This window comes from Nonomuraea sp. NPDC050786, assembly GCF_040654115.1.
In the GTDB taxonomy this organism is placed as follows: Bacteria; Actinomycetota; Actinomycetes; order Streptosporangiales; family Streptosporangiaceae; genus Nonomuraea.
The window spans coordinates 68,659-79,344 of the sequence record NZ_JBFAHJ010000011.1 but is presented as its reverse complement, the minus strand read 5'-3'; the positions used below and the strand labels follow the sequence as shown (position 1 = coordinate 79,344).

Below are 10,686 nucleotides of genomic sequence, written 5' to 3'. Positions count from 1 at the left end.
ACGGGAGCGTCCCGGCGGCGGCGAGGAGTTCGGGGAGGGAGGCCGCGGGGTCGGCGGCGGCCAGCAGGAGGAGGAGTCGGGTCCGCTCGGGCAGGGCGCGTAAGCGCGCGCCGTACAGCTGATCGGCCCGCCGCGAACGCCCGGGCCAGCCGGTGTAGAGGCCCAGCGGCGACAGCCTGCCCTCGACCTGCGCGGGGCTGATCCCCGCGGCCAGCTCGCACAGGGCCAGCGGATTGCCGCGGGCATCGCCGACGATCCGCTCGCGCACCTGCGGGACGATACCCGGCCTGCGCTCGGCGACGATGTCCAGCGCCGCCTGCCGGTCGAGGCCCGGCAGGTCCAGCTCGTCGATCCCCTGGAGGGCGGGCACCTCGCCCTCGGCGGCCACGAGGATCACCACGCGCGCGGCGGCGAGGCGGCGTACGCAGAAGGACAGGACCGCCAGGCTCTCCCGGTCCAGCCAGTGAGCGTCGTCTATCAGGCAGAGCACGGGCCGCCTGCCCGCCAGGTGGCGCAGCAGGTTCCAGACCGGCAGGTACAGGGCAGGGTGGCCGGGCGTCCGGCTCTCCGGCTCGGGTTCGCCCAGGCGTTCGAGGGCGTCGCGCTGCTGGGCGGGCAGGTGCTTCCAGCGCGGGCGGGTGGTCGCCAGCAGCATGTGGAGGCCGCCGTACGGGAGGTGAGACTCCTCGGGGGTGCCGGAGGCGCGGAGCACGATTTGATCACCCGCGATCTCGGCCGCGAACGCGAGCAGCGCGCTCCTGCCCGCCCCGGCTTCCCCGCGCACCACCAGGGCGCCGCTCTCACCAGCGAGAAGTCGCGTGATCCTGGCCTGCTCCGCGATGCGCCCGTGCAGCACGAGGCGAGAGTACCTGACTCGTAGTCGATCTCATACCTAACCGGGAACATTCAGACGTCCTTGATCCACGTCATCCGTACGGATGTGGGACGGGCAGGTCGCGAATACGGTCTCCGCCGGAGGTCGGCATGAGGAATCGTTGGGCCACCCGTCTTTGCGCGGCACTGACAGTGAGCACCCTTGTCATCAGCGTCGCGGGCCAGGCAGCCCACGCGGCTCCCAAGGAGCCCACGCTCCCCGAGCAGCGCATGGGCTCGGCGGCGAACCGTGCCCATCAGGTGGCGGCGGACGCGACCCGGGCGCGGACCGAGCTGCCCGAGCGGGCCGCCGCCAAGCCGCCCAAGGGCACCGTGCCCCGGGAAGCCCCGAAGTCGCCCGCACCCGTGGCCCGGCTGTCGAACACACCGCAGCGGGTGGGTAAGGCGGCCGGCAGACCGGGGAACAAGGACGTCCACGGGTTCGCCGCCGCGCAGAGCCGGGCGGTGCCCACGCTGGGCGACGCGACGTCCAAGGTCTTCCAGAACCCCGACCACACCTACACCGTGCGCACGTACTCCAGGCCAGTGCGCTATCGCACGGCCACGGGCGAGTGGGCGGACATCGACGTCAACCTGACCGGCGCGGCCGGGCGCTGGCGGCAGGCGGCCAACGACGTCGGGATCGAGGTGGCCGACGACGCCGCCGACCCCAGGCTCCAATCGCTCACCCTGGACGGGGAGCACAGCCTGTCCTTCGCCCTCCAAGGCGCAAAAAGCACCAAGGCCAAGGTTTCAGGAAATATCGCAAAATACGGTGAGGTGCTGCCTGGGACGGACATCCAGGTCGAGACCACCTGGGACGGCATCAAGGAGTCCCTCGTCCTGACCTCCCGCCAGGCCGCGACGGGCCCCTGGGACTTCCCCTTCCAGGCCAAGGGCCTGACGCCGCGGAGCGCGCCGCAGGGCGTGGAGTTCGCCGACGAGCACGGCGCCGTCCGGATCACCGTCCCCGCCGGATTCATGCGCGACGCCAAGGGCGCCCGCTCCGACGCGGTCCACTACACCCTCGTCGGGAACGTCCTGCGCGTCAGCGCCGACCAGAAGTGGCTGCACGCCAAGGACCGCGCGTTCCCGGTGGTCGTCGACCCCTCCTCGTACGTCCGCACGACCAGCGGCGCCGCCTCCGACACCTACGTCGACAACCACTCCGGCGCCAACCACTCCGGCAGCGCCCAGCTCCTGGTCGGCCCCCAGGACGGCACCAAGCGCAACAACACCTACATCAACTTCAACCTCGCCTCCCAGATCCCCCACGCCTACGTGACCGGCGCCGCGCTCTTCCTCTACAACACCCTGTCGGACTCCTGCTCGGCCAACCCCGTCACGGTGAAGGCCATCACCAGCAGCTGGAACGTCGGCACGATCGCCTCCTATCCCGGCGTGACTCTCGGCGACACCTGGGGATCGGCCAGCTTCACCGGCGGGGTCACCTGCGGCGGCGCCGGCTGGGCGTGGATCGGCATCAACAGTGCCGGCCTGGCCTCCCTGTCCGACTGGGCCAACGGCGCGGGCAACAACGGCCTGGCGCTGACCGCCGACAGCTTCAAGGAGTTCGCCAGCGCCAACTCGGCCAACCCGCCGTACCTGCAGGTGGACTACAGCCCCTGGCGGGCGCTCTACGCGATCGACTCCGGCGCCACGATCGACCCGCCGGTGCGGGCCAACGGCGCCGGCAGGCTCCCCGTCACGGTGATCAACAACGGGATGAACTCCTGGGCCCCCGGCACGGTCAAGCTGGGCTACAAGGTGTACACCACCGGCGGCACCTTCGTGGGCAGCTCCACGGCGGCGGCCGCGCTGCCCGCCACGATCGGCAACAACGGCTCGGCGAAGGTGAGCGCCACGATCGACCCGCTCAACCCCGGCTCGTACCAGATCTGCTGGGACATGGTGGCGAACGGGCAGTTCTTCTCCGACTGGGGCGTCCCCGTCTGGTGCGTGAGCCTGACCGTGGTCAACGTGCCGCCCCAGATCGACTCGATGTGGCCGGGCAGCGGGTACGTGGAGTCCACGCTGACGCCGGAGTTCACGGTCACCGGCCACGACGAGGACGAGTGGCCCGGCGGCGAGCTGAACTTCGTCTTCAACGTCTGCCTGGTCTCCGACTCCGGCAAGTGCCCTGCGACCGGCCTGGTCAAGGGCGACTCCAACACCGGTGAGCAGAGCGCGAGCTGGGCGGTGCCGCAGGGCAAGCTCAAGTGGGGCGAGCAGTACATGTGGCAGGCCCTGGTCACCGACGGCAAGAACTCAAGCCCGGCGACCGGGTGGAGCACGTTCAGCACGGTCGTGCCGCAGCCCCTGGTCTCCTCGCACGTCTCCGACAGCGCCGGCACGGCCGCCGTCAAGGGCATCGACCCGCTGACCGGCCAGTACTCGGCCACCACCACGGACGCGAGCCTCACCACCGCCGGTCCGGCGCTGGCGATCACCCGCTCGTACAGCAGCCTGAACTCCCGCGCGGGGATGTTCGGGGTGGGCTGGACCACCGCGTACGACATGAAGATCGTCACCGACCAGGACCTGACGGGCAACGTCGTGGTCACCTACCCCGACGGGCGGCAGGCGCGCTTCGGCCGCAACCCCGACGGGACGTACGCGCCGCCCGAGGGCCGGTCGGTGAGCCTGGTGAAGACCGAGGCGGCCTGGTTCCTCCGCGACAAGTCCGGCGGCGCGTACGTGTTCGACCCGAACGGCCGGCTGACCGCGATCTACGACGACGACCAGCACGGCGAGTACCTCACCTACAACGGCGACGGCACCCTCGCCAAGGTCGTGAACAAGGTCAGCGGACGCGGCCTCTACTTCACCTGGAGCAGCGGGCTGGTGACCTCGGTCGCCACCGATCCCGCCCAGGGAGCGCCCGCGTGGACCTACGGCTACGGCTACGGCCTGCTCGCCCAGGTCTGCCCGCCGGGCACGACGACGGCCTGCACCAAGTACAGCTACAAGATGGTGTCGCACTACCGGACGTCCGTCGTCGACGCTGCCCCCGCGATGTACTACCGGCTCCACCAGAGCGCGACCAACGAGACCCAGCTCTTCGTCGGCCAGGACGACGCGCAGGCGGTCAACCTGGCCTACGGCGCGGCGGGCGCCCCGGCCGGGAGCACGGACGGCTCGGCGACGTTCAACGGCACGAGCTCCTACCTGCGCATGCCGTACAGCATCACCGACGACACCACCTACGCGGCGGTCGGGATGTGGTTCAAGACCACCAAGGCCGGCGTGCTGTACGGCGCGCAGCTGAACACGCTGGAGGACTCCCGGGGCCCGCTCCCGTGGGGCTTCCTGCCGATGCTGTACGTCGGGACCGACGGGAAGCTGCACGGCCAGATGGCCGACGACGGCAGCTGCGGAGCGATGGCGTCCACCGCGGCGGTGAACGACGGAGCCTGGCACCACGTGGTGCTGACCTCCAGCGGAACCTGGCAGAGCCTGTACGTGGACGGCTCGATCGTGGCCAGCCGCTCCAAGCAGATCAAGGCGACCCACCTGCCGTACGCCAGCGTCGGGGCGGGCTACATGACCACCTCGGGCTGGTGCCCCGCCGCGCCCGCCGACGCGCGCGGCCACTTCACCGGCCAGATCGACGACCCCGCCTTCTACACCCACCCGCTCGGCCCCACGTCCGTCGCCGCCCAGTACGCGGCCGGGCAGTACACGGGCGCGCTGGAGACGGTCAAGCTGCCCTCCGGCAAGCTGCAGGCCACCCTCGTCCACGACACCCAGAACGACCGGGTCGCCTCGGTGACCGACGCCAACGGCGGGCAGTGGAAGGTCTACCCCGCCCAGACGCAGGCCAGCACGGAGTACTACCCGAACGCGGTCCTGGGCGCCCGGCCGCGCGAGTACTACCGCCTCGCCGAGTACTCCGGCACCCGCGCGGCCAGCGCCGCGTACGGCGACGGGCGCGACACCGACGCGACCTACCACAACGTCACCCTGAGCCAGGCCGCGCCCATCTTCCTGGCCACCGGCGGCGACTCGGCCGCCGGGTTCAACGGCTCCACCTCCTACCTCGAGCTCCCCGACGGCGAGATCAAGGGCGGCGGCGACCTGTCGGCGGAGCTCTGGTTCAAGACCGCCAAGCCCGGCGTCCTGCTCGCCTACCAGGCCCAGGCCATCACCGACCCGGCCGGTCCGCAGGCGAACTACACGCCCGCCCTGTACGTCGGGACGGACGGCAAGCTGCGCGGCCAGTTCTGGGACGGCGCCGCGATCGCGCCGATCACCACGACCAAGACCGTGACCGACGCGAGCTGGCACCACGCCGTCCTGACGGCCTCCGGCGGCACCCAGTGGCTCTGGCTGGACGGCGCCCTGGCCGGGACCAGGTCCAAGGGGCCGGTCTCCACGGTCGCGCAGAACCACGTCTACGTCGGCGCCGGCTTCATCGCGGGCAACTGGCCCGCCAAGCCCTCGGACACCCTGGGCCACTTCACCGGCACCGTCGACGAGGTGGCGCTCTACTGGAGCAGCCTGAGCACGGACGCGATCGAGGCGCACTACCGCGACGTCGCGACGTTCGGCATCCCCGCGACCACCGTGCTCGCCGCCGACCCGCGCGGCAAGGCGATGGTCTACAGCTACGACCCACAGCACGGCGGCCGTCCGACCTCGCTGTACGACGCCTCCGGCGGCACCACCCGCTACGGCTACGACCTCAACGGCAACCTGGCCTCGGTGACCGACCCGGACGGGCACACCACCCAGCTGTACAACGACAACCGGGGCAACCCGGTCATGAAGGTGACCTGCCGGGGACCGCGTTCCTGCCAGACCTCGTACTTCACCTACTACCTGGACGCGGACAACCCGCTGAACCCCCGGAACGACAAGCTCACCGGCGCGTTCGACGCCCGCGCCGGCGCCGGGAACGACGCGGCGCACCGCACCAGCTACACCTACGACATCTCGGGCGACCTGCTCAGCGTCACCACACCTCCCGTGGGCGGATCCGCCGACGGCCGCACCACCAGGTACGCCTACACCGACGGAACCGAGGCCGCCGTCGGCGGCGGCACCGTGCCGGACGGGCTGCTCGCCTCCGTGACCACGCCCGGCGGCAAGGCGACCCGGTACAGCTACCGCCAGAACGGCGACCTCGCCCAGGTGGCGGACCCGGCCGGGCTCGTCACGAAGTACGACAACGACAGCGCCGGCCGGCCCATCACGGTGACGGAGATCTCCGACACGTTCCCGAACGGCGTCACCACCTCCATGGGGTACGACGCCCTCAATCACCTCACCGCCACCGTCGGCCCCGCGACCACGGATGTGATCAGCGGCGTCAAGCACCTTCCCTGGGTCATCTACACCTATGACGTCGACGGCAACGTCACCAAGGTCGAGCAGACGGACCCGACCGGCAAGGACGTCACGCGCACCACGGTCTACACCTACGACTCCGGCGCCCGCGTCTCGTCCGTCAAGGACGCCGCGGGCAGCACCACCACCTACGGGTACGACGTCTACGGCAACCTCACCAGCACCGTGGACGCCACCGGCGCCGACTTCCGGCGCACCTACGGGCCGACCGGCCTGCTGCTGACCAGCAGCCTGGCCAACTGGGTGGGCGACCCGCTGGACAACGACGCCCCCAAGGAACTGGTCCTCGAATCCCGCGCCTACGACCCGGCCGGTCGCCTGGCCACGGTCACCGACGCCATGGGCCGCACCACCCGCTACCGCTACTACGACGACAACCTGCTCGAATCGGTCTGGGCCGAGGGCTTCCACAACGCCGACGGGACCACCCGGGACATCCCGCTCGAGCGGAACACCTACGACAGCGCGGGCAACCTCGTCCAGCGGATCACCGGCAACGGCAAGAGCACGACCGCCTTCACCGTGGACGCCGCCAACCGGGTCACCGAGGCGCTGCTGGACCCCTCCGGCATCAAGCGCAAGACCACGTACGGCTATGACGACGACGACCACCTGATCACGCTGGTCCAGGCGCAGAACAACGCCTACACGTGGACCACGTTCGGCCTCGACGCGCTGGGCCGGACGCTCTCCCAGAAGGTCTGGGACGGCGACGAATGGCTCACGACCTCCTGGACCAGGGACCAGCGGGGCCTCCCGCGGACGATGACCGACCCCCGCGGCGCGGTGACCGACTACACCTACGACGAGGCGGGCCGGCTCACCACGACCAAGGCGCCGACGGTGGCCATCGAGCACTCGGGCGGCGCGCCGTACGACGTCAGGCCGACGACGCGGTCGGGCTACAACACCTTCGGCGACGTCGTGACGAGCGAGGACGCCGAGGGCTACCGGACCACGATCACCTACGACGGCATGAGCCGGCCGCTCGTCCTCACCCTGCCCTCGTACACGCAGCTCGGCGCCGGCGCCACGGTGACCGCGGGCTCCACCACGACGTACGACGCCCTGGGCCGCGCCAAGAGCGTCGTGGACGCGCTCGGCCACGGCAACACCTACACCTACGACCAGCTCGGCAACGTGGTCGCCAGCACCGACGCGGCGGGCAAGCAGTCGCGGTCGGGCTTCGACGCGGCCGGGGAGCTGCTCTGGACCCGGGACCAGGCGGGCCGGCTGACCGGCGCGACGTACGACGACCTCGGCCGCCGGATCTCCACCACCGCCGTCGAGCGCACACCGGCCGCGGCCGGGTACACCACCACCTACGAGTACGACGACGCGGGCAACCTGACCTACGTCACCACGCCGTCGGGCGCGCGCAGCCAGTTCGGCTACAACGCGGCGGGCGAGGTCATCGTCGACGTCGACCCGCTGATCCAGGCCCGCTGGTACACCCGCGACCACGCCGGCCGGGTGACCAAGGTCCTCAACCCGGACGGCACCAGCAGCACGCTCGCATATGACGGCGCCGGCCGGGCCACCGCGCTGGCCGACCTCGACGCGGCGGGCAAGCAGCTGCGGTCGATGACGATCGGCTACGACCTGGGGAGCAACCCGGTCACCGTCAACCGGCCCGGCGGCGGGGTCAGCACCTACGACTACGACGCGCTGAACCGGCTGACCGGCCAGCACGAGAAGTCCACGTCGGCGCACACCATCACCACGACGTTCGGCTACGACGCGGTCGGCAACCGCACCCGCTTCACCGACGGCAACGGCAACGCGACCTCGTACGCCTACAACCCGTGGAACCTCCAGACGGCGATGCTCGTCCCGGCGACCACGGCCTACACCACGCTCGCCGACCGCCGGACGATCACCGACTACGACGCGGCCGGCCGCCCCGTCCAGGTCACCAAGCCGGGCGGGGCCACGGTCACCCGCACCTTCGACGCGCTGAACCGGCTCACCGCGGAGACCGGCGCGGGCGCCGAGAGCGCCACGACCGCCCACAGCTTCGGCTACGACGACGTGGGCCGGCTGACCTCGGCCGGGGGCGACACCTTCGGCTACGACGACCGCGATCATCTCGTCAGCACGTCGGGGCCGTCCGGCACGGCGTCGTTCACCTACGACGGCGACGGCCGCATGAAGACCCGCACCGACAAGGCGGGCACGGCCGCCTACGACTACGACCCGGGCAGCCGCCTCACCACGGTCCGCGACCCGCTCACCGGCGGCACCTCGATCTACTCCTACGACTCGATGGACCAGCTCAAGGGGGTGGACTACGGCGGCGCCAAGCGCTCCTTCGAGTACGACGACCTGCACCGGCCCACCTCCGACACGCTCAAGAACGCCGCGGGCGCGGTGCTGGCCGCCGTCACCTACGGCTACGACGACGCCGACCGGCTCACCAGCAAGACCACGACCGGTACGGCGGGCGCGGGGGCCAACACCTACGGCTACGACCTGGCGGGCAGGCTGACGTCGTGGAACTCGGTCGCCTACGAGTACGACGACGCGGGCAACCGGACCAAGGCCGGCACGGCTGTCGCCGCCTACGACGCGCGCGACCAACTGGTCTCCGACGGATCGGCCGGCTACGCCTACACGGCACGCGGCACCCTGAAGTCCAGGACGCCGACCGGCGGGAGCGCGAGCGCGACGAGCTACGACGCGTTCGACCGGATGATCAGCGACGGCGCCGCGACCTACACCTACGACGGGCTGGACCGGGTCGCGTCCGCCGCGGGCCGCGCGTTCAGCTACTCCGGCCTGGGCAACACCCCGGCCGCGGCCGGCGACGAGCTCTACGGCAGGGACCCGGCCGGCGACCTCGTCTCTGTCGCGGGCCTGTACGCCTACACCGACCGGCACGGCGACCTCACCGCCACCTTCACCGGCGCGGGCGCGCTGACCGATTCGGTGGCCTACGACCCGTACGGGAAGGTCGTCGCCAGCTCGGGCGCCAAGCGGGGCGTCGGCTACCAGGGCGGCTGGACCGACCCGGCCACCGGCAAGGTCAACATGGCCGCCCGCTGGTACGACCCCGGAACCGGGGCGTTCCCCAGCAGGGACACGCTCGAGGTGGACCCGATGCCGTCGGTGAAGGGCAACCGCTTCACCTACGCGGACGGCGACCCGCTCGGCCGGATGGACCCGAGCGGCCACTTCGGCTGCCCCGCCTTCGTGTGCGGCACCGCCAAGGACGTCATCAAGGTCGTCAAGGTGAACATCGCCAGGCCGGTCCTGACCGCGGCCGACTTCGTCCTCACCGGTGGCGGGGAGGTCGGCGCGGCCGCGCGCGCCTCCCGGTTCTGCGGCCCGGTGTGGCTCTACTGCCTCGCGGCGGTCGGCGTCACCGCCGGGGCGGCCTACTTCGCGGCCAAGTGGTGGAAGAACAACTGGTGGAAGGGCTGGCCGGACGGCAGCGGGCCGTACATTCAGTACCCGGACGGCGGCTCCTCGCCCGGCAAGGGCAAGACCGGCGGCGACCCGGACGGGGACGGCAGCCCCGACCCCGGCAAGAACGGCTCGCCCAGGAAGACGCCCAAGGCGGACCCGCCGCCGCCTCCGCCGCCCACGCCGCAGGAGCTCGCCGACATCGCCGCGAAGACGCGCGCGACCAGGCCCGGCCCCATCGACCATGACCGGCTGCCCGGTCCGGCGGGCACCTCGCTGGCCGACGCCCTCGACAAGGGGCTTACGCACAGGGTCGACAACGCGATCGACAAGATCCTGGACAGGGTCGGCGTGGCCTTCACGCCGACCGAGGCCGGGGCGGGCGACGGGCAGCCCAACGGCGGGCTCGACCCGGCGCCGCACGTCGTCGGCCAGTGCTCGGGGGTGTTCGGCGCGGACGCGATGCAGGACTGCCGGGTCGATCCGGGCCCGGCCGTCCCGCAGGACCCGTCGGTGCAGCTCGACCCCTGCCGTGGCGTCACGGGCGCCGGCTCGGCCTGCCTCGCCGCGGGGCAGCCGCCACTGTCGAACGCGCGGAACGGCGGCGGCGGCGAAGGCGCGGTCACGCCGGGGATGTCCGCCGATGACGCCGTCAGGCTGGCACGCGCCGGAGACAGGCCGCGCTGGGGCGCCAGGCTCCCGATGAGCATGGAGACGGTCCGGCGGGTGGCCCAGGACTGGGACATCCGGATCGACGACCTGACCATCAGGATCGACAAGAGGGTCGACGGGCTGGCCGGGGTGACATATCCCAATCAGATGGTCGTGCTGCGGCGAGCGGCCTTCCGCAGCGAGGAACTGCTGGCGCGTACCCTCGCCCACGAGCGGTATCACGTGGAGGACCTGCGCAAGGGCGGCAGCTATCCGACGTCGCAGAAGGAGGCCCAACCGTGGGAGGACCGGGCCTATGCCTTCGAGGAGGAGTGGTGGACCAACCATCCACGTAACCAGTGACGCAGGAGGAGCCCGCGGGTACGTAGGGCGGAAGACGAGAGGCGG

General features: G+C 71.5%; 2 protein-coding genes. One reads left to right on the top strand and one right to left on the bottom strand.

What is annotated here, in order from left to right:
• The coding region (locus AB0H84_RS21690; protein WP_357606765.1) for an ATP-binding protein at window positions 1-856 on the bottom strand (856 nt) is incomplete at its 3' end.
• Window positions 857-1,026: 170 nt separating this feature from the next.
• Between AB0H84_RS21690 and AB0H84_RS21685 the strand changes: the two genes are divergently transcribed.
• On the top strand, window positions 1,027-10,641 hold the full coding sequence (locus tag AB0H84_RS21685) for a LamG-like jellyroll fold domain-containing protein (protein WP_357606762.1): 9,615 nt from the start codon (window positions 1,027-1,029) through the stop codon (window positions 10,639-10,641).
• Window positions 10,642-10,686: the final 45 nt, after the last annotated feature.